19 protein-coding genes, 8 tRNA genes and 2 rRNA genes are annotated in these 20,558 nt (G+C 52.2%); all 29 read right to left on the minus strand.

Annotated elements, in window-relative coordinates; genetic code table 11:
* Positions 1 to 66: 66 nt before the first annotated feature.
* Entirely contained in the window at positions 67 to 1,479 is a 1,413-nt protein-coding gene (locus KNP79_RS10540) for a methyl-accepting chemotaxis protein (RefSeq protein WP_214833301.1), read from the minus strand.
* A 192-nt stretch (positions 1,480 to 1,671) separates the two neighbouring features.
* Complete coding sequence (locus KNP79_RS10545; protein ID WP_215192325.1) at positions 1,672 to 4,332, minus strand: MMPL family transporter; 2,661 nt, start codon at positions 4,330 to 4,332, stop codon at positions 1,672 to 1,674.
* Positions 4,333 to 4,335: 3 nt separating this feature from the next.
* Entirely contained in the window at positions 4,336 to 4,779 is a 444-nt protein-coding gene (locus KNP79_RS10550) for a MarR family winged helix-turn-helix transcriptional regulator (protein ID WP_215192327.1), read from the minus strand.
* Between the two features lie 85 nt (positions 4,780 to 4,864).
* Positions 4,865 to 5,368: a GNAT family N-acetyltransferase gene (locus KNP79_RS10555; RefSeq protein WP_214755957.1), complete on the minus strand. Its 504-nt coding sequence runs from the start codon at positions 5,366 to 5,368 to the stop codon at positions 4,865 to 4,867.
* The gene (locus KNP79_RS10560) at positions 5,356 to 5,829 is read right to left on the minus strand and encodes a YfbM family protein (RefSeq protein ID WP_214827645.1); all 474 of its coding nucleotides are present in this window, start codon (positions 5,827 to 5,829) and stop codon (positions 5,356 to 5,358) included. Before KNP79_RS10560 ends, KNP79_RS10555 begins: the two co-directional genes overlap by 13 nt.
* A 72-nt stretch (positions 5,830 to 5,901) precedes the next feature.
* Positions 5,902 to 6,834: an NAD(P)/FAD-dependent oxidoreductase gene (locus KNP79_RS10565; RefSeq protein WP_251132945.1), complete on the minus strand. Its 933-nt coding sequence runs from the start codon at positions 6,832 to 6,834 to the stop codon at positions 5,902 to 5,904.
* A 68-nt stretch (positions 6,835 to 6,902) separates the two neighbouring features.
* Positions 6,903 to 7,589 (minus strand): DUF975 family protein, encoded by a 687-nt coding sequence (locus KNP79_RS10570; RefSeq protein ID WP_215192331.1) that lies wholly within the window; start codon positions 7,587 to 7,589, stop codon positions 6,903 to 6,905.
* A 96-nt stretch (positions 7,590 to 7,685) separates the two neighbouring features.
* Positions 7,686 to 7,892, minus strand: a complete 207-nt coding sequence (locus KNP79_RS10575; protein WP_021065857.1) for a helix-turn-helix domain-containing protein — start codon at positions 7,890 to 7,892, stop codon at positions 7,686 to 7,688.
* Positions 7,893 to 7,902: 10 nt separating this feature from the next.
* A complete protein-coding gene (locus tag KNP79_RS10580; RefSeq protein ID WP_215192333.1) occupies positions 7,903 to 8,382 on the minus strand; it encodes a DUF2975 domain-containing protein in 480 nt (159 codons plus the stop codon).
* A 113-nt stretch (positions 8,383 to 8,495) separates the two neighbouring features.
* A complete protein-coding gene (locus KNP79_RS10585; RefSeq protein WP_215192335.1) occupies positions 8,496 to 9,056 on the minus strand; it encodes a YdhK family protein in 561 nt (186 codons plus the stop codon).
* Positions 9,057 to 9,187: 131 nt separating this feature from the next.
* Positions 9,188 to 9,748, minus strand: a complete 561-nt coding sequence (locus KNP79_RS10590; protein ID WP_215189200.1) for a hypothetical protein — start codon at positions 9,746 to 9,748, stop codon at positions 9,188 to 9,190.
* A gap of 152 nt (positions 9,749 to 9,900) precedes the next feature.
* The gene (locus KNP79_RS10595; protein WP_215192337.1) at positions 9,901 to 11,082 is read right to left on the minus strand and encodes an MFS transporter; all 1,182 of its coding nucleotides are present in this window, start codon (positions 11,080 to 11,082) and stop codon (positions 9,901 to 9,903) included.
* A gap of 217 nt (positions 11,083 to 11,299) precedes the next feature.
* A complete protein-coding gene (gene glmS, locus KNP79_RS10600; RefSeq protein WP_214825286.1) occupies positions 11,300 to 13,096 on the minus strand; it encodes a glutamine--fructose-6-phosphate transaminase (isomerizing) in 1,797 nt (598 codons plus the stop codon).
* 358 nt (positions 13,097 to 13,454) lie between these two features.
* A complete protein-coding gene (glmM, locus tag KNP79_RS10605; protein WP_034779759.1) occupies positions 13,455 to 14,813 on the minus strand; it encodes a phosphoglucosamine mutase in 1,359 nt (452 codons plus the stop codon).
* Positions 14,814 to 14,848: 35 nt separating this feature from the next.
* Positions 14,849 to 16,129, minus strand: coding sequence for a CdaR family protein (locus KNP79_RS10610; RefSeq protein WP_214711169.1), 1,281 nt, complete (start codon positions 16,127 to 16,129; stop codon positions 14,849 to 14,851).
* A complete protein-coding gene (gene cdaA / locus KNP79_RS10615; RefSeq protein WP_214834399.1) occupies positions 16,130 to 16,990 on the minus strand; it encodes a diadenylate cyclase CdaA in 861 nt (286 codons plus the stop codon).
* 135 nt (positions 16,991 to 17,125) lie between these two features.
* A complete protein-coding gene (locus KNP79_RS10620; RefSeq protein WP_034779766.1) occupies positions 17,126 to 17,761 on the minus strand; it encodes a bactofilin family protein in 636 nt (211 codons plus the stop codon).
* Entirely contained in the window at positions 17,758 to 18,333 is a 576-nt protein-coding gene (gene sigW / locus KNP79_RS10625; RefSeq protein ID WP_034779769.1) for an RNA polymerase sigma factor SigW, read from the minus strand. Before sigW ends, KNP79_RS10620 begins: the two co-directional genes overlap by 4 nt.
* 140 nt (positions 18,334 to 18,473) lie before the next feature.
* Positions 18,474 to 19,376 (minus strand): arginase, encoded by a 903-nt coding sequence (gene rocF / locus KNP79_RS10630; RefSeq protein ID WP_052090198.1) that lies wholly within the window; start codon positions 19,374 to 19,376, stop codon positions 18,474 to 18,476.
* Positions 19,377 to 19,577: 201 nt separating this feature from the next.
* A tRNA-Ala gene (locus KNP79_RS10635) sits at positions 19,578 to 19,653 on the minus strand.
* A gap of 15 nt (positions 19,654 to 19,668) precedes the next feature.
* Positions 19,669 to 19,743, minus strand: a tRNA-Gly gene (locus KNP79_RS10640).
* An 8-nt stretch (positions 19,744 to 19,751) separates the two neighbouring features.
* Positions 19,752 to 19,824, minus strand: a tRNA-Lys gene (locus KNP79_RS10645).
* A gap of 5 nt (positions 19,825 to 19,829) precedes the next feature.
* Positions 19,830 to 19,913, minus strand: a tRNA-Tyr gene (locus KNP79_RS10650).
* 6 nt (positions 19,914 to 19,919) lie between these two features.
* Positions 19,920 to 19,992, minus strand: a tRNA-Thr gene (locus tag KNP79_RS10655).
* 28 nt (positions 19,993 to 20,020) lie between these two features.
* Positions 20,021 to 20,096, minus strand: a tRNA-Val gene (locus tag KNP79_RS10660).
* 3 nt (positions 20,097 to 20,099) lie between these two features.
* A tRNA-Glu gene (locus KNP79_RS10665) sits at positions 20,100 to 20,174 on the minus strand.
* 6 nt (positions 20,175 to 20,180) lie between these two features.
* A tRNA-Asn gene (locus KNP79_RS10670) sits at positions 20,181 to 20,255 on the minus strand.
* Between the two features lie 8 nt (positions 20,256 to 20,263).
* Positions 20,264 to 20,379 (minus strand): 5S ribosomal RNA (rrf, locus tag KNP79_RS10675).
* Positions 20,380 to 20,475: 96 nt separating this feature from the next.
* Positions 20,476 to 20,558, minus strand: a 23S ribosomal RNA gene (locus KNP79_RS10680); the annotation flags it as partial.

Raw genomic sequence — 20,558 nt, forward strand, 5'->3', positions numbered from 1 at the left:
TGTTCCCGTTTTGGAAGAGATGTATACGCAAATGGACACGCCTATTTGTAAAGGCGTGTCCATCGTTTAGACGAGTTCGTTCGCAATCTCGTTCAGTTCTTCAATTTGATCTTTCAACGAAGCTAACGCTTCTTGCTGTGACATCGTCAGCACATGAACGTCTTGACTGTTCACTTCGAGCGCTGTCATTAGTGCCGACATTTGGGAAGTCACTTGGTGAACTTTGTTCAGTTCTGATGCGACGACTTGGAGCTGTGTCGACGTCTCATCCACGGTGCTTGCGACCGTTCCTGTCGTTTGGATCATGGAGAGAATCGATGTTCCGCTCTTACGTACTTGTTCTTCCTGCGTCGATAAACGTTCTGTACTACCATCGATTGCACGTTCCGTCACTTGCACCTCCTGCATGACGAGTTGGATAATATCATTGATTTGAGATGAGGCTTGGGCCGTTTGAGCCGATAGATTCCGAATTTCGGACGCGACGACTGCAAATCCTTTTCCGTGTTCCCCCGCTCGCGCTGCTTCAATTGAAGCGTTGAGCGACAGCAGGTTCGTCTGAGACGAAATCTGCTGGATCGTACCCGTGATGGTCCGCACTTCTTGGAAACGCTCCGCCAATCCTTTAAACGCATGATTGACTTCACTGATACTTAAGTTCAGTTCAGCGAGCGACCGTTCTGTCGAGTCCATATTTTCATGCGATACATGAGCGTCCTGCAAGACCCCACTCACTTGAGACGTCGTCTCCTGGAGCTGTTGTTGCATCCGCTCAAACGCCTGTACAGTTGAACGAATTTGCGAAGCGACGTTTTGAATCAGACCTGCTTGTTCCGACGTCCGTTTCGTCATCAAACCGATTTGTTCTGTCACTTGCTCCGAAGCATTTGTGACAGAGTCGACTGAATCATTCATCGTGAAGACGGCCCCATGAAGTGTGGTCGCACTCGCTGTCGTCTTCGCCATCGTTAGCTCGATTTCGCTAGCGTGTTGTTCTGACTTTTCTTGTTGCGTGAACGTCTCATGTAACAACTTCGCACCAAAGAATGACACAAAGTATGCGCCAGACAAAGCCATTGTGAGCACAGTGAACCAAATGACGAGATCGAGCGGCGTTTCAAATGAAAAGCGCCCAATCAATACAGCTCCGACCGATACGATAAGCGCGAGAATGCTGCCGTACAGCACAAGATGCCGATTCAAGTACATCAACATCAATACGATATACAGAAAGACGATATTTTGAATCGCAGTACCTGGCAGCGTCAAGATAATTGCTGAAGCTGCAATGTACATCAACGTGACGAGCCCATACTTCAACCAAGTATGTTCCACATAGAAGCGATGGCCCAGCCATGATGCGGCTTGAATGACACCACCTATCAGAATAAAATTGACTGCGCCTTGCCCCGCGAGCTCCCCCATCCAATACAAAACACCCATGATCGGATAAGAGAGGAAAAATAAAATAATCACCATGCGCGATACAAACAACGAACTCATTTTTTCAAAATGATTCACCATAATTGTTGCCTACTTTCAATAGAATAAAGATCTATATTATATTTCGGCGTATTTTTATTAATCTCAAGTCCGTCTTTCTCCATTTCGCTGACATTGACTCAACAAATAAAAACAGCACAACAATTGTTGTGCTGTCCATCGCAAAATTTAGTCTCTATCTTTACTTTTTTGTTTAAATGGCCACCATACCCCGTCCCCGAACGATACGGTGATCGCTGGGATGAGCAGTGGCAACACAATCAATCCGTATAACAACAGTCCGGTGATAACAATTGTCGCAATCTGGACGAGACTGAGCACGCCAGACGGAATCATCGCCCCGAACGTTCCGGCGAGGATGACGGCCGCGGTCATGATGACCGTCCCCATCTTCGTCATCGAATGGACGAGCGCATCGCGAACCGTCATCCCGTTGATCGACTCCTCGCGGAACCGATCGAGCAGGAAAATCGAATAGTCGATGCCGAGGGCGATCAACATGACGAACCCGAAGAACGGAACAGCCCAACTGATGCCGTCATAACCGAGTCCTTCGACGAAGATGAGCTCCGTGATGGCCGCCGACGTGTAATACGTCAGTAAGAGCGAGCCGATCATATAGAGCGGCATGACCATCGAACGGAACAACATCGTCAAGACGATGAACAGCGTCACGAGCATAATGGCGACCGTCCGATTGAAATCGTTCGTCGACGTCTCATTCAAGTCGCTGTTAATGCTCGAGATACCGGCATATCCGATTGTCGCATCCGCGAACGGCGTATCGGTGACGATCCGGTCCATCGTCGCTTTCACGGTCTCGACCGTGTCAATCGCTTCCGGCGAATATGGGTCCATCTCGAGGATGACCTCGAGCTGTGTCGCCGTCCCGTCGTCAAATACGTAGCGCTCGACAGCTGGAGCGAACTCCTCTGACGTGAGCGTCCCTTCCGGTAGATAGACGCCCGTATCGCGCAGGCTGTCCGAGCTACTCAGGTCTGATAGGAATGCCGCCGCTTCATTGATACCGGTCTCGATTTGAGCGAGCCCTGCGTTCGCTTCACCGACACCTGCGGCGAGTTGTCCGAGACCCGTTCCGAGTTCTCCGGCTTGGGCGCCTTGTGCCGTCAACGTAGATGCTGCCTCGTTAATGCCTGCCTCGATTTGACCGAGACCGGCCGACACTTGCCCGAGCTGCGTTACGGTCGCAGGAATATTTTGCGTCGCCGTGAGTCCTTGGCCAATCAGACCGAGCTGAGCGTTCAATTGACCAAGTCCCGCTGCCGCTTCCGCGAGCGGGGCGCCGGCGTTCGTTGAACCGGCCGGTAATTGGCCAACGACGGCGTTAAGCCCAGATTCGACTTGCGTGAGTCCGTCCTGGACGTCACCGAGACCAGTCTCGGCTTCCGTCAGTCCTGCGCTCACTTGTTCGAGCTGGGTGTCGACGTAAAAGTCATCGATGACGTCACCGGTCGGACGCGTCACCGAACGGACGCCGCTCACCCCATCGATGTTTTCAAGTTCACTCGAGAATTTCTCGATGTACGGGATATCCGTTTCGGACAACGCTCCAGCTTGTTTCAAAATGACTTGGACCGGGAGCGACTCCCCTTGTCCGAATCCTTCTGAAATCAAGTTGAGGCCGCGCACGGAATCATAATCGTCACCGATCTCATCGACCGTATTGAACGACCGGGCATCGTCGTACGTGAACAACACCGGTACCGTGATCAACGCGACGACGAGAATCGAAACGAACGGTCGATTGACCGACAGACGGCTGAATCCGGCCCAGAGACGGCTGTCGTGATGTTCGCCCGCCTTCTTCGATGGCCAGAACAAACGATGCTTGAGCGTCGCCATAAAGAACGGCACGACCGTGAAGAGAATGAGCAAGAGCACGGCAATCCCGACCGCGACGGCGACGGCTGATTTGAAGATTGGGAAATCGGCGAAACCGATGGCCGCAAAGCCGACGAACACGGCGAGACCGCTGATGAGGACTGTCCGCCCTGCTGTCTTGTACGTGTTGACGATGGCATCTTCAATCGCATGGCCCGCGCCGAGCTCTTCTTTATACCGGCTGAGCAGTAAAATACAATAGTCAGTTCCAATCCCGAACAAGATGGCCACGAGGAAAATTTGCGTATAGTTCGAGACCGGGAAACCAAACCAATCGACAAAGAATGCGACGAACGATTGGCTCAATAAATACGTGAATCCGACCGCGATGAGCGGGATGAATGGCGTCACGATTGAGCGGAACACGAGCAGGAGCAGTCCGAAAATGAGCACGACCGTGATGATTTCCGTCTTCTTCAAGCCTTCCTGCGCACTCAAGTTCACATCGTTGTTGATGATTTCTTCACCTGTGATGTAGACGGTCTCGTCTTCCGGGAGGATGTTCGCCCGCACGTCGTCCGCGAAGGCGTTGATGTCTTCCATCGACCCTTCGACCGTGATTGGGACGAGCACGATGCGCCCGTCCTCCGAGACGAGCTGTGCTTCCGTCTCTTCACTTTCAAACGGGTCGAGTACGTCTTTGACGACCGTGTCGTTTTGTTTCATCTCGTCGATGACCCGGGAAATATCGGCCCGTTCGGCATCACCGAGCGTTTCGAACTCATAGACGAGCGAGATCGTCTTATCGCTCTTCCCGGCGGCGTTCAAGATGTCCTGCGCCCGCTGCGAGTCCATGTCCTCTGATAATTGGAAGCTGCCGGCTTGTTCGGCCTGCTTCGTCAAGTTCGGGGCCGCCACAAACAAGGCGGCCGTCAAAACGATGAGACCGATCAAGATGCCCCAGCGCCATTGGATGATTTTATGCACGTGTTATTCCTCCCCAATTCGAAGCAGCTGTTTGATTTTCCGGAACGTCCGGACGAACTGTTCGATTTCTGTCTCTTCGATGTTTCCATCTAGTAACGATTCGACGTAACGGTAGACGGCCGCATCCGCTTCTTCGACGATGCGATGTCCGGCTTCCGTCAACTCGATCAACCGCTCGCGCTGGTCATGCCCGCGTCGACTGACGACGAGCTCTTTGTCGACGAGCTTTTTTAACCGGTTGGAGACGGCGCTCTTATGAACTCCTTGTTTTTGGGCCAACTGGCCGGCTTGAATCGGACCGAACTGTTCGAGCAGCTTGAGCAGCTGCAGCTGTTCAAGCGAATAGTCATGCCAGACGTCACCGTCCATCGCCTCGATGACATGCTCCGCACCTTGGAACATGACCTCTTCGAACAACTGGACGGCCTCCCGCATCAATTCTTTCATTTTGGTTTACCCCCTAAACTAGATAAAGATAGTTTATGCCCTAAACTAAGAACGGTCAACTAAAACGACCGATGAAGTCGCTCCTTCATCGGTCGAGTGGATATACATACGTATAAAACGTCAGCGTTTGTCCTTCCCATTCCATCTGTCGTGCCTCGCCATCATGGATAAAACCGGCACCCCTTAATACATGTTGGGACGCCACATTGTCGCTTGTCGTCTCGGCTCTCAATCGATTGAATCCAGGCAACTTGAACGTCAACAATTGTCGCAGGGCCGCCGTGGCATACCCGCGTCCCCCATGCCCCGCTCCGACCCGGTAACCGACCTCGCCAGTGTCGGCATCGGTATGATGAACGTTCAGACGCCCGACGATTGTGTCGTCGCGCCAAATCAAGTAATAGTACCCGTCCCCGTTCGTCTGCTCGCTCAATAGTTGCTGCAACGCCTGATGGAATGATTCCGGCTCATAGTAGGTGTCGCCTCGGCTCGGAACCGAACGCTCGAAATACGTGCGATTCTCGCACTCGAACTCATACAGCAACGCCTCATCTTGAAGACGTAACGCCTTTACGCTTACCCGATCCATGTGACGAGCGCCTCCCGCTGTCTCGACGCCTGGGCGAAGACACGTTTCAACTCATCGAACTGGTCCAATAAGTACTGTTTTTCCTCGAGTCCCCACTCCCGTTCAAATGGGTACAGTTCCTGCTCGTTCATCGTCGCGACGTCGTAGCGCGCTTCTAGCGCCTCCAGCTCGATGTATTGAAGTCGGGTCGACAAGTCCTCGACTTCTCCCGGCATCAAATAGGCGATGCCCGTCTCTTCGTCGATGACATCCCCTCCGAAGACTGCCTTCCCGAGCGAATGACGGTCGATCTCGTTCAAATCGGTCGCCCCGGTCAATAAAAAGTAAAGACCGTGCCACGCCTTATCGATATCGGTCTGTCGTTCCTCATCTTCTAACAGTTGCTCGAAACGCTCCGGCTCTTGAAGCAGTGCTGTCAACTCTTCGACCGATACCCGCATGTATGCGCCAACCATCCCCATGTCTGATTCCCCTCTCCAATTCATATGTCTGACTATTCGGCACGGTCATGAAAAAAACCTTCCGAAGAAGGTTTAGCGCATCGCTTCCGCGACACGGAGTCCTGAGACGTACGCGCTCTCGAACCGAGTCCGGCCTGAAGCGTCATCCGGCTCGAGGAAGACGTCACCGGCCAAGAAAATCGGCTCGTCACGCAATCGATGGTAAGGCTCGTTCCAGACGTCGGTCGCCTGCGCATAGCGCCACCGTTTCAACTGCCTCGATTGAATCACCGCCGACCCTGTCACCGTTTGCAACAGGCGCTCAATCTCACGAAGCGTGTCTTCGTCCGCTCGTTCATACCACTCCTCGCTCCACGACTCGTCCATATAGACGCTGACGAGTTCGGTCGCCGAGATGCCTTTTTGGCGGTTGTTGATGACTTTCAAGATACCCGGCGCCAAGTCTGTATCGAGAATCCCGTCCGGACCGATGGGAGTATCGCTTGCCAATTCGAACAAACCGACAAACGTCGGGGCGTACGTCAATTCACGTAACGCCGCATCGACCGGAAAATCTGCGAGCAAGTCGAGCGTCTGCGGGAGCGGCGACGTGATGAGGAGACGGTCATACTGTCGCGTCGTCACATCCGTCTGGACGCTGACCTGACCATCTCGTGTCGTGACCGTCTCGACCCGCTCGTTCAAATGGACGGGCAACCCGTCGGCCAACCGTTTGGCCAAGGCGTTCATCCCGTCGACGGCGACGTAGCGCGGATACGGGTCAGCGTACCACACGTTGACCCACCCTCTCGTCTGCCAGTCGGCGACATCTTGTTTGAGTTCTTCCCCTCGTACGGTGAAATAGACCGCCCCGTGATCGGCTTTGCCGTCTCCGATCCGCCTCGTCGCCAAGCGTCCCCCGACGCTCCGACTCTTCTCAATCAATTCAACTGTATGGCCGTGACGCACAAGATCGCGTGCTGCGACAATCCCGCTCAGTCCGGCACCAATAATACCGATGTTCATGTCCATTCCCCCTTCTGTCAGGAAGATTGTATCATGCCCGAGGACTCATACGCCGGAACCGATGCGCTTCACGCCGAGCGATTCCACTGCTCGTCATACTCGATACGCGCGTCTTCATACATGACGGCGAAACGGCTGACGATGAACGGGCGGATGAGTGCTAGTGCGACAAGGAAAATCCATGACCCGAGGACGACTAAATCAAGTTGCATATAAAAAATCAAACCGACTAGATACATCGGAACGAATGGCATAATGAGTTTGAACGCATCCCACTTTCGTCCGCGCATCATCGTTCTCGATTTTGTGATTGCCTCTGTAGCAGACAGTTCTGGGTCGTCGCGTAAGATGAAGTACGTGAACGCATACGAGAAATACTTTATGATTCCTGGTACGACTAGCAACAATGTCCATAGTACTTGGAACAATATGACGAGAATTGTTGCGAGCAAATGTTTTCCATAGCGGTGACGAAACGGGTCGAACACATCACTCCAGCGAATCGGCTGATCTCGTACCGTCTTTAAGATGAGCCAGCTGTATCCGACGTTAACCGGATAAAGGGCGATATAAACTAAGATGCCACCTAAACTGAGCACAGTCAGCGGCAGTGACTCCACCGTCAAACCGTAATAAGTCGGGTCTGCCATCAACCCCAATTCTAACATCACAGAGCAGGCGAACGACCAGATGAGTAATAGCTCTGCCTTTCCTTTTAACGCTTTGTGCGCCCGTTCATTCCATGTCTGAATCATCTCGTTTCCCCTTTTCGTTCGTCTTTCCTGTCTTATACGCAACGTGATGGAAAATGTTTCAAACTCCACAAAAAAACAGGGCGCTCGCCCTGTCCATCACTCTTCCCGATATTCTAAAATGTCGCCCGGCTGACAGTCGAGCGCCTGACAGATTGCTTCGAGCGTCGAGAAACGAATCGCTTTCGCTTTGCCCGTCTTTAAAATCGACAAGTTTGCCATTGTGATGCCCACTTTTTCAGACAGCTCGGTCACACTCATCTTTCGTTTCGCCAACATTACGTCAAGATTTACGATAATCGCCATCTATCTCACCTCAGACCGTCAAATCATTTTCTTGCTTCATGTCGATGGCACGCTTCAATAGTTTCTGTAACAGTTCCGCGAATACGGCGACGACGAACGCGTCAAACACAAAGACAAGCCCGATGAGAAGGAACCCAGGCGCATCATCTCGTTCGGCGAACCAGTAGAAGAACGGGAGCGTCCCGATATAAACGGCCGTGATCGTCAACGCACAATACTTGATCATGCGGAGTGATTGGACAGCCCGATACGAGAACCCTTCGTCGCGGTCAATCAACCGTAGCAACATGAACGCTTGGAACAGCGCAATGAAGAACGGGATGGCCGATACGTACATGCCAATCACAATCGGGCGAATCGAGTCCTCAATCCAACTCCCGCTCTCGACCGCCTCGCGCCAAATGTACGGAAGCAAAAACAAGCAGGCCGCCACAATCGGGACAGCCAGAACGAATACGGCCAACCGTAAAAAAACCGTCTCTCGTTTCATGATGAAGCCACCTCACTTCGTTTGATAGCTTCATCATAACCTCACTTTTATCGTTTATCAATAAATAATCATCGTAAATAAATAAAAACCTCAGATTTTTCTGAGGTTCATCCTTAGTTCATGGCTTCGAGTTCATCTTCTGTGACCCATTTATGGTTCGTGACGTCTTCCCCGTCGTTTGTGGTGAAGTCGACCATATACACCGTCGTCTGTTCGGCCGAATCAATCGTCGCCTCGGCGCCGTCCATCCCGTCCATGTGGTCTGTGGCCAGAGTAGCTTCGGTCCCTTCTTCTAACGGTGCCTCACCTGGATTGTCGAGTTCTTCATGGATGACCCACTTGTGATCTTCGACCGGGTCACCTCCATCCGTCGGGGTATAAGAAACCGAATAGACGGTCGTGTCATATGCACCGACGATTGTCGCTTCGGTGCCATCCATGCCCGGCATGTGGTCGGCCGTCATCATCGCGGTCGACCCGACCGGGAACGTCGGATTTGTCGCTTCACTTAACCCGCTCGGCACCTCTCCTGATCCCGAATGGTCCATCATCGAATGGTCCGAATGTTCTTCTGTCGAATCGCTCGTCTGTTCTTCCTCGGCATCCCCACAAGCTGCCAAAGTCGTCGCGAGCAATATTGCGCTCAAACCCGTCATCCATTTTTTCTGTCTCATCGAATCTCTCCCTTACGTCTTTATGTGTATACGTTACCCTGCTATCGAGGTGATGAGACGTTTTTGAGACCGATACGATGATTTGTTAGCAGTTTGACACATAAAAAGACCGCCTCGCGGCGATCTTCTAATTAATGCGCATGCTTCACATCCTCGAATAGTCCGAGCGCGAAACCGGCCACCGCTCCGATTGTCGTCACGATGAGCACGTAATTCAAATCGACCCCTTGCCAAAATTGGCCTTGCATCACGTTCGTGACTTCAATCAAAACGGTCAACACGAGTGCCGTGACGAAGCTGGCCAATAGGAAGAAGCTAAGTGCTTTCTTCCCGTACACGATGACACCGAGCATCGTACCGAAGGCCGTCGTCACCATAATCAGGAATGCCGTGTTTCCGTACGTGTCACCGAGTGATGGGAAGATGGCCGTGAACGTTTCGCCGACCGCAAACCCGAGCAAGATGGCGGCGACCATGCCAATCGTGCTCAAGCCGACATTTCGAATCAAGTGTTCACGGTGACCGAGCAATAAGAACAACAGGACGCTGCCGACGACACCGGTGAGGAACGTGACGAGCACACCGGTTTCAATAAAGAGACTGAAGAGGAAACTGCTGAGCAGGAACGACCCTAAACCGATCAACAACCCGATTGCCCAATGCGTCCGGTGACCTCCATGAACAATATTCATGATGTTCATCCCCTTTATATGCTCTACTATCCTATTGACCACTTTTCTAATAATCAAACGAGTTCTATCATTTAATATGGCGCTTGACTGTAGAATTCCTCACATCGTCACACAAAGACCGTCCCCGAACGAATCACGGGACGGTCTTTGCCTCAATGGTGCTTGATTTTTCTCAAGAAAACCAACATCGGGAGGAGCAAGAGCGCCGCTGCCCCGAGCCCTCCTTGAATCGACGTGTACAGGGCGAGCAGTCCAACCAGCGGACCCCCGGCGACTTGACCGAACGGGTCGGCCTGACCGAACATCGACAAAATCGTCGCCCGGCCTTTCGACGGGAGCCGCTCGTTCGTCATGACGCTCATGAGCGGGTAGTGCACGTTACGCAGTGCCGCAATCGTCCAATACAACAACACGGCCAACCAAAACTGTCCGATCGAAGCGAAAGCAAGCATCGCAACGATGAGCAACACGTTGAACCAAAACAAGGTCGTCGCATAGCGTCCTTTGACGTATAGCTCGACACCTTTCAACACCAGCATGTTGAATAGAAACGCGACGGCATAGAACAAGCCGAACCAATACACGGCCGCCTGTTCCGACAACTGGAACGTCTCAATCAAATGCGCGCCCCATAACCGGTCGAATCCTTCACTAGCGAGACCCCAGACGAGCGTGATGGCAGCCAAGCCGACGAGAATCGAATTGCCACGGATATGGGTGTATCCGTCCCGAACCGTCCGTTTTGCTTGCACGAGGTTCGAGGTATCGGCCCGCGTGATCGGTTCGAACCGCGTCTCTGGCAAGACGCGCCATGTGATGATCGCGAGCATGACCAACATCCCACCGGCGAGCACGATTGTCGTTTGGACGGACGTGACTTCGGCGAGGAGCACGGCAAGCCCAATTCCGACGAAGCGGCCGAGCGAACTATATTGAGCGCCTCGCAAAAACACTTGTTCTAACCCGTCATTCCCCATCTCATCGGCAATCCATGCCTGTTCGGCCCCGCTGATGAACGTCCAGCCGATACCCCATAGCGCTGACGCGACCGCGATGGCCCAAAATTCAGGGATGCCCCCTTCTAGCAAATGGGCCAATCCAATCAAACCGATGCCGATGACCATCGACCGCTTCCGTCCATATAAATCGGCGACGAGACCGGTGGGCAGCTCGAATAGTAAAATTGATACTTCTAAAATCGTTCCAATCAAGACGAGTTGTAACGCATTCAACTCGGCGGTCGTCACATAATAGATGGCGTTCAACGTGAACACCATCTGTATGATGAGCGAGCGCGAACTCGTGACCGCATAGTAAAGCTGTTGAATCTTCAATTGTTTGGTTCCTCCGATAGTTTGTTCCGATACAGTGAATCATCGGAGGAGGTGGCCAACTTATGAACGCACGTCCTCCGGCAGGATGAATGTGTTAACTAGTTGGATTCGCATGGCGTTCTCTCCTTAGTCGTTATACCTTCAGTATACAAGCCGGTTCGCATGACGTAAATCACAACAAAAAAAGCCAAGATCCCGAAAGATCTTGGCCTACCGTTTATTCGACTGTGACTGATTTCGCCAAGTTACGTGGCTTGTCGACATCGCAATCACGCGCAAGAGCCGCGTAATACGAGATGAGTTGAAGCGGTAATACCGTCACGAGCGGCGTGAGCAGTGGCTCGACACGCGGCAAGACGAATGAATCACTCTCGTGTTCCATGCCTTCCATCGAGATCGTGCAAGCAACGGCGCCACGGGCGACAACTTCCTTGATGTTTCCACGGATGTTGAGGTGCGTGTTCGGTTGCGAGACGAGCGTGATGACCGGTGTGCCGTCTTCGATCAAGGCGATCGGTCCGTGCTTGAGCTCACCACCTGGGTAGCCTTCTGCTTGGATATACGAGATCTCTTTGAGCTTGAGGGCACCTTCGAGACCGACGTATGAGTCCATGCCGCGACCGAGGAAGAACGCGTTGCGTGACTCTTTCAAGAACTTGTCTGCCAATTGCTCAAAGATTTCTTTTTGAGCCATGACCGAGTCCATGATCGTCGCGACACGCGCGAGCTCTGTCATGAGGTCAAACGGAAGCTTCTTGCCGTTCGCACGAGCGATGTCGTAGGCGAGGATGGCGAGCACGGCGATTTGGGCCGTGTATGCTTTCGTCGATGCGACCGCGATCTCCGGACCGGCGTGGAGGAGCATCGTTTCGTTCGCTTCACGTGAGAGCGTCGAACCGGCAACGTTCGTGAGTGTGAGCGCCTTGTAACCGCGCTTCTTCACTTCGACGAGGACGGCCCGGCTGTCCGCTGTCTCACCTGATTGTGAGATGAAGAGGAACAACGGCTTCTCCGTGAGGAGCGGCATGTTGTAACCGAATTCTGAAGCGACGTGCACTTCTGTCGGCACACCTGCGACGCGCTCGATCAATTGCTTACCGACGAGACCAGCGTGGTAGCTCGTACCACAGGCGACGATATAGATGCGGTCCGCTTCCGAGACGAGCGAGCGCACGCCTTCTGTGAGCTCGATGTCACCGGCTTCGTTCTGGTAGTGCTGGATAATGTTGCGGATGACGGCTGGCTGCTCGTCCATCTCTTTCAACATGTAGTGCGCGTACGTGCCCTTCTCGATGTCTGACGCATCGATCTCGGCCGTGTACGGTGCACGCTCGAGGACTTCGCCGTCGAGTGTCTTGATCGTCGCCGACTCGCGCGTCAAGATGACGATCTCGCCGTCGTGGAGTTCGAGGTACTGATCCGTCACTTGAAGCATCGCCATCGCGTCCGACGCCACGACGTTGAACGTGCCGTCGCCGAGACCGACGAGGAGTGGTGATTTGTTCTTCCCGATATAGAGGCGCTCTTGGTCCTCTGAATCGATCATCGCGATCGCGTACGAGCCGTGGAGCTCAGACAACGTCTTGCGGAACGCCGCCTCGACGTCGCCGAGTTCGACGAAGTTCTTTTCCATCAACTGGACGATGACTTCCGTGTCCGTCTCCGAGAGGAACGGCACGTCGAGTGTCGCCTTGATCTGTTCGTCGTTCTCGATGACACCGTTGTGGACGAGCGTGAAGCGGCCCGTCGTGCTCTGGTGCGGGTGGGCGTTCGGCACGCTCGGCACCCCGTGTGTTGCCCATCGTGTGTGGCCGATTCCAATCGTGCCATCTACTTCTGCTGGGACGACTTCGCGTAGCGCAGCAATCCGGCCGACTTCTTTATGCACGTTCACGTTATCATGCATCAAAGCAAGACCTGCCGAGTCGTAACCGCGGTACTCGAGTTTTTCAAGACCTTTGAGAAGGATTTCCTTCGCTCCGGTATTCCCAATCATTCCTACAATTCCACACATACAAAAATCTCCTCTATATTCGATTTCTCGAAAAAGGAAACGGGCTTTTTCTAAGAGCTGTCAACGCGCTCCCCTTTGGCCGTCCGGTCGCCCGGGCGTTTTGAGGGTTTGCTTGTAGTCGTGACAGGCGACTAGGAGGCATCCGCCGAAAACTCGATAACCTCCAACCTCGTCAACTCCGAAGAGTTCTGGCGCTTGTTTCGTACTGGGTGTCCTTCCGTTTCTAAGGTCACGCTCTTAATAGTACAAATCACACCTCCATTCGTCAAGAAAATCACATAATTTCACAGTGACAAAACGGAAACAAAAAGGGAACCCGAGGACGGATTCCCTTGTTTTATTCCCTATTTCGACAGAATTATCCTTCTAAGCCGTAATCTTCGCGGACAACTTGTGCGATTCGTTCGACATAACGGTCACATTCTTCCGAAGTTGGTGCTTCCGCCATGACGCGTACGAGCGGCTCCGTACCAGAGGCGCGGACGAGGATACGGCCGTTGCCGTTCATTTCTGCTTCCGCTTCTTGAATCGTCGCGAGCACACGGTCGCCGTTCATCGCTTCATTCTTATCCGTGACACGGATGTTGACGAGTTTTTGTGGATAGACCGGCATCTCAGCCGCGAGTTCTGACAGCTTGCGGCCTGTCGTCTTCACGATTTGGGCGAGTTGAACGCCAGAGAGCATACCGTCTCCTGTCGTCGAGTGGTCGAGGAAGATGAGGTGACCCGACTGCTCGCCACCGAGTGTGTAGTTGTGTTTTTTCATCTCTTCGACGACGTAACGGTCACCGACTGCCGTCTGAAGCGCCGTCATACCAGCATCTTCAACAGCTTTATGGAATCCGAGGTTACTCATGACCGTCGCAACGATCGTGTTGTCTTTGAGACGACCTTTCTCGCTCAAGTACTTCCCGCAAATGTACATGATTTTATCGCCGTCGACGATATCGCCGTTCTCATCAATCGCAATCAAGCGGTCACCATCGCCATCAAAAGCGAGACCCATGTCCGCTCCTTTATCACGAACGAATTGCGCCAAGTGCTCTGGGTGAGTCGAACCGACACCTTCGTTAATGTTCAAGCCGTTCGGCGAGTTCCCGATCGTCGAGACGTTCGCTTCGAGGTCAGCAAATAACCGAGCTGCCAATCCGCTCGTTGCACCATGGGCGCAGTCGAGGGCGATATGGAGACCGTCGAAATCTTCGTCGACCGTCTGTTTCAACATTTGAAGGTACTTCTGTGCACCTTCATAGTAATCCGAGACAAAGCCGAGGTCTTTCCCGACCGGGCGTGGCAACGTGTCTTCCGCCGCATCTAAAATCGCTTCGATTTCCGCTTCTGTCGCGTCATCGAGCTTAAAGCCGTCGCTACCAAAGAACTTGATGCCGTTATCCGCGACCGGGTTGTGCGACGCCGAGATCATGACACCGGCTGTTGCATCAAGCGACTTCGTCAAATAAGCGACACCTGGCGTCGAGATGACGCCGAGACGCATCACTTCGGCTCCGATTGATAGGAGACCCGCGATGAGTGCACCTTCAAGCATGTGGCCTGAAATGCGTGTGTCACGGCCAATCAAAACTTTTGGCTGTTCGCCGGCTGGCAAGTGTTTCGATAACACGTAGCCGCCCGCACGACCTAAACGATATGCTAATTCTGCTGTCAATTCTGAGTTCGCGACACCGCGGACTCCATCAGTTCCAAAATATTTACCCATGAATTCAATTCCTCACTTTTGTATGATTGAACGCCTCATTGAATCGAGGACGTTTCGGTTTGTTCATCGACACTCGTCAACTCAATGTCGATTGTTTTCGGTGAGACGACGGTCACACCTTTTGGTACTTCATAATCGACGTCGACCCCATGCAGTCCGCTCGGGAGACCTGTCAAATCCAAGGTCACACTCACACTGTTCGACGTGATGTTTTCCAACAGGGATCGCTTCCCGGACAACGTCACTCCAATCACTTCAGGCGCTTGGAGCGTAAAGTTGGTCCGGTCATACCCCCGCACGGTCACAGGGACCGTCAAGCGAACCCGTTCCGTCAATTCGCCTGTGTCGTCTCGCGTCTCATCTGCAGCCCGGACGAGCAATTGGACTTCCGCTTGCTTTGTCGCAAGGGATGAAGCGCCTTCTGGCAAAGCGAGATTGGCGGTCACTTTCCCGGTCTTGTCGATGCCGTCTAAATCAATCGGCTCCGTCTCCACGGTGTCGATCGCATCGAGCACGTCTTGTGGCGCAAAGACACGGACTTCCGTCTCTTCAAGCAACGTATCGACAAGTCTGTAATCGTCGGCCACTTCACCAGTCGTGACTGCTTCGATCGGGAAGACGGCACTTTGTTCGTAGACCGGGACCGACACACTGATGATGTTCGGTTCAACAGTCACGTTGAGCGGATTGCCGTTCGCATCTAAAATCGTCGGCGTCAATTCTCGCGTGAACGTTTGACTTTGGTTGGCGACATCGACGTTCAACGTGATCTCTTTGACGTTTTGAATCCGACTGGCACCGCCCGAGACTTTCACCGTTGCCGGTTCAATATCGGCGTCACCAACCACTTTCCCTTCTGGCAACTGCTCTTTGTTCAAAAGGTTGACCGATACGGGAACTTCAATTGTCTGTTTACGGTCGATGTAAATTTCTACTGTATCCCGTTCGAGCTTGACGTTGACGTCTCCGCCAAAGCCGCGTGCCTCAACCGGAACACGGTGGAAGCCGGTCCCGAGATTCGTTAAATCGACGAAGACTTGATAATCTTTCACCAATTTCGTCATCGTTAAACTGCTAGATGGTCCTTGAAGTTCAACGTTCATTTCTTCTGGAACGTTATATGCCACGTACTGCACCTCATCGAAGAACACTTCGACGGGAACGTCGAGCGTCATCGAACTTTGTCCGACGATCGGGAGGGCATTCGTGGAGTTGGTCGACGAACTCGTTTCGGCGACCATGAAATAAAGCAGGATGGCTAAAGCAAGTGCGATGATGCGGAGAAACCATTTATGTTGTAACCACTGATCAATCACTTACTTGTCCCCCCCTTTTTTATTAAAGAACGAGAGCGTCGTCTCTTTTTCTTCAATAACGAGTTCTTGGATCAACTTATTGCGAAGTGCCTCCTCATCCAACTCTCGATACAGACGACCGGCAATCGCGAGTGACACGGCGCCTGTTTCTTCAGAGACGGTGAGGGTCACGCTATCAGTCACTTCACTGACCCCGATGGCGGCCCGGTGTCGTGTCCCTAACGCTTTATCGATGTGCGGGCTCTCGGACAACGGCAAATAACAAGCCGCGGCCGCAATTTTCCCGTCCTGGATAATCATCGCCCCGTCATGCAGCGGGGTGTTCGGAATGAAAATGTTGATGATCAGTTGTGATGTGATGTGCGAATCCATGCGAATCCCGGTCTCGACGTACTCATTCAAGCCCGTATCGCGTTCAATCGCAATCAATGCACCGATGCGACGTTTTGACATGTATTGCGCCGAACTGACGATCGCTTCGATCATTTGGCGTTGCTTATCCTCATCGCTCGTGCTCGTTCGGCCGAACAAATTACTTGTTCGTCCTAAATGCTCGAGTCCTCTTCGGAGTTCTGGTTGGAAGATGATAATGATCCCAAGTAGTCCATATGTGATGATTTGATTCAATAAGAACTGTAACGTCTTCAACCCAAAGAACCCACTGAGGAACCAGCTGACAAGGATGATGGAAATCCCTTTAATCAATTGGACCGCTTTTGTCCCACGTACAATCATCATCAACTTATAGATGACATAAGTGACGACGACAATATCTAAAACGTCATTCAAATAATCGTACCAATGTACGTTCTCTGAAAGACTAAAAAATGATAAGAATGATACCTGTTCAAGTAGCGGCAAATGCTCCCCTCCTCAACTACCTAGCCAATTCGTGCAAATTACATTATATCACATTTCCGAAACCGCGCATCGCTAGACAATAAAACGAAACCAGATTGAAACGAACACAAAAAGACGCCGTCTCCGGCGTCTCCGTTAGAAGATTTGTTTGAACGAATACCACATCCACTCAAACATCCGATCGATCTGCTCAAGTTCTCCCGTGACTTCTCCAGCGCTAGCCAGATAAGCCCGACCATTTACAGCCGTCGCGTTCCCATTGACGGTCCCTTCAATTCGAAGGTCCCCGCCTTGGACCGTGATATCCCGCTCGACGGTAACGCCTTCCGGGATGACGACCTCGTTTGACGTGACAACGATGCCCGGCACTTTCGTGTACGTCATCGTCTCTGTCGATTCGTTCCATAGGCCGAGCGTCGCGCTCGACATCAAACTGAAGAATAAGGCGGCCGCCATCAGTCCTGGATGCTTACGGAACCACGTCATCCATTTGGATGGTGGTTTGCGTTTCGTCTGGACTTTTTCTTCAAATCGAGTCACCGGTGTGACCTCTACCCGTGCTTTCGCGTCCGGTAGAGATGCCATCACACGGGCTGTAAAATCATCGGATAGTTTCGGCCGTGGTAAGGCCTTCAGTTCGGCATCTATTCGTTCGTATTGAAGGTACGCTTCATATAAGTCGTCGTCCTCCAACAAGTGACGTAGTTCGTCAGATTCTTCGGGCAGGATGCCATCTTCCAAATATTGTTGTACTTTTTCTTCAGGAGTCAATTGAACCCCTCCCTGTTTTGAAAGATTGTCTTTAACATTTCTCTTCCCCGGAAGATCCTTGTTTTAACCGTAGCGACCGGCATATCGATCATGACGCTGATTTCTTTGAGCGATAAATCATCCACGTACTTCAGCAGGAGCGGGATCCGATACTTATCGGGCAACTGCTTGATCGCTTCATGCATCTCGCCTCGAATTTCGCGATGAACGACTTGGGCATCGGGTTGGGGTGCTTCATCAGCCAAATGGTCCTGATAGGTCAAGCCGTCGGTGCCAGCAATCTCGGCATCCATCGAATACTCCGGCTTTCGTTTTCTGAGACGATCGATTGCGACATTCGTCGCAATGCGATAGAGCCACGTCTTGAACTTGTACTGAGGATCGTACGTATCAATCCGGGTATACGCCCGAATGAACGTCTCCTGGGCTGCGTCTTCCGCTTCGCCACGATCATATAATATCTTATAAGCGACAGCAAAGACACCATCCTTGTACAGTTCTACCAGCTCAGCAAACGAATCATGATTCCCCGACCTCAATTCGTCTACTAAACGGGTGGTCAGCCGTTCCATCAATCCACTTCCCCTCTCCGCAACCTATGCGGTCATCTTTCTATACGAATCGTTTTCTATGTAGGTTTCAAAAAAAATCGTGACAACAAAAAAAGTTTCCAAGTCCATTGTAGCAAAAGGACTTGGAAACTGTAAGGTCATCAGACAGTTTCACCTTCCAATAACAGGTTTTCTTTGGATTTCAAAATCGTCTCGCACAACTCAAACGCCAACTGGGCCGTCGTATCCTCATGGTCAAGCGCCGGATTCAATTCAACCAACTCAATCGCAATCAGATCGTCTGCCTTCATCGCTTCGGCCAAGATCGCTTTTCCTTCCGCGGCCGTCAGACCTTGATCGACCGGCGTCCCGGTACCTGGCACAAGTTTCGCGTCCAAGCTGTCCATGTCGAAACTGAGATAGAAGCGATCGACACGTGCGCGCAAATAAGCGAGTGCTTCTTCCATCATGACGTCGACGCCCCGCGTCCGAATTTCTTCGACCGTGATGACTTTAATGCCAAGACGATTGATTTCTCGAATCTCACCTTCATCGATGTCTCGAAGCGCCATATAGACCAAGTGCTCAGGCGCAAGTTTGGGTTCACGTCCGCCGACTTCAGTCAAGCGAATATCTCCCATTCCCATCGCCGCAGCAAGCGGCATGCCATGAATATTGCCTGATGGAGACGTTTCTCCCGTATTCAAATCAGCATGTGCGTCGACCCAGATGACGCCGTACGGTCCTGTTTTGGCAAGACCCGCCAGCGTCCCGATTGCCATGCTGTGATCGCCCCCAACGATCAATGGGAATCGTTTCGCCTGTATCTCGATATCGACGACTTCTGCCAGTTCTTGGACCGTGTATAACACCCCGTCTACGCGTTTCAAATGCTCTTCACTGTTGATCATTTCAGATTCAGGTAACACTCGAATCGTCTGTTGCTTCGTTGAGGCCGGTAATAATGTCTCCAATCCAAGTGTGCGTAACTTTGATGGACCTTGCTCTACGCCATGTTTCCCCTGTCCATAGCGAAGCGGTACTTCAATATATGACCAATTCATCCCCATTTCCCCCTTGAACGTTTAATACCTTCATTGTAAACGCTACCAAAGTCGTGGTTCAACTTCACACCATGATGAATAAACATACAAAAAGGCAGCCTGAATGGTGGCAGGCTGCCTTTCTCTGTACTCTCAAGTGAATGGTTCATGGATTTAGGCAAAAAAAAACTTAAGTCATAAGTAACTTAAGAAAAAAACAAATGGTGGAGCCTAGCGGGATCGAACCGCTGACCTCCTGCGTGCAAGGCAGGCGCTCTCCCAGCTGAGCTAAGGCCCCTTAAAGGGAATAATATGGAGCGGAAGACGGGATTCGAACCCGCGACCCCGACCTTGGCAAGGTCGTATTCTACCACTGAACTACTTCCGCATAAAAAATGAGCCATGCAGGGCTCGAACCTGCGACCCTCTGATTAAAAGTCAGATGCTCTACCAACTGAGCTAATGGCTCAAACCTGGTGGGGGGGGGCGGATTCGAACCGCCGAACCCGAGGGAGCGGATTTACAGTCCGCCGCGTTTAGCCACTTCGCTACCCCCCCAAGGAGTGCCGGCGAAAGGATTCGAACCCTCGACCCTCTGATTACAAGTCAGATGCTCTACCAACTGAGCTACACCGGCATATATGGTTTGATTGGTTAAAATTAAATGGTGGAGGATGACGGGATCGAACCGCCGACCCCCTGCTTGTAAGGCAGGTGCTCTCCCAGCTGAGCTAATCCTCCAAATGGTGACCCGTACGGGATTCGAACCCGTGTTACCGCCGTGAAAGGGCGGTGTCTTAACCGCTTGACCAACGGGCCTTAATATGGCTCCGCAAGTAGGATTTGAACCTACGACCTACCGGTTAACAGCCGGTTGCTCTACCACTGAGCTATTGCGGAACGATTTTGCCTGGCAGCGTCCTATCCTCACAGGGGGAGACCCCCAACTACTTTCGGCGCTGAAGCGCTTAACTTCCGTGTTCGGCATGGGAACGGGTGTGGCCGCTTCGCTATCGCCACCAGACAAAAGAATATTAACATCGCCTCAAGGGCGTGTCAATCCATTTCAGGGTTGTTCCCTGAAAACTGAAGACTCATCAATTCACTCAAACCGTTAGACTAGATCAAAGCCTCGACCGATTAGTATCATTCAGCTCCACACGTCGCCGTGCTTCCACCCATGACCTATCTACCTCATCGTCT

This window comes from Exiguobacterium sp. s7 (assembly GCF_018618195.1).
GTDB lineage: Bacteria > Bacillota > Bacilli > Exiguobacteriales > Exiguobacteriaceae > Exiguobacterium > Exiguobacterium mexicanum_A.